Here is a 240-nt window from a genome sequence, read left to right as displayed (position 1 = left end):
CGTCCAGCAGACGATCGGTATAGGGCGAGTTCCACAGCACCCACATCCCCATCGCCGCTTTGAGCGACACGGCGGCGCTATTCGGTACGAACTGGCCTTTGTCGGTTATGGTGTTCCAGTTAAACCCGTCGCTGAACACGGTGTCATAGACAAAGTACGGGGATTTATCGAGCTGATGCTCGGAGCGGGCGGTGAGGATCCCGGTGATGGCGTAGCGATTCTCCTGGGCCTGGTAGACCC

At 58.8% G+C, this 240-nt stretch carries 1 protein-coding gene; it reads right to left on the bottom strand.

Going from position 1 to position 240, the window contains the following annotated elements; all coding sequences use genetic code 11:
* Positions 1-240: DUF3131 domain-containing protein (locus ACX9YW_RS23520; RefSeq protein WP_460351221.1), on the bottom strand; the 240-nt coding region annotated here is incomplete at both ends.

It is taken from the genome of Pseudoneobacillus rhizolycopersici (genome assembly GCF_054786815.1).
This window is presented reverse-complemented; position numbering and strand designations above follow the sequence as displayed.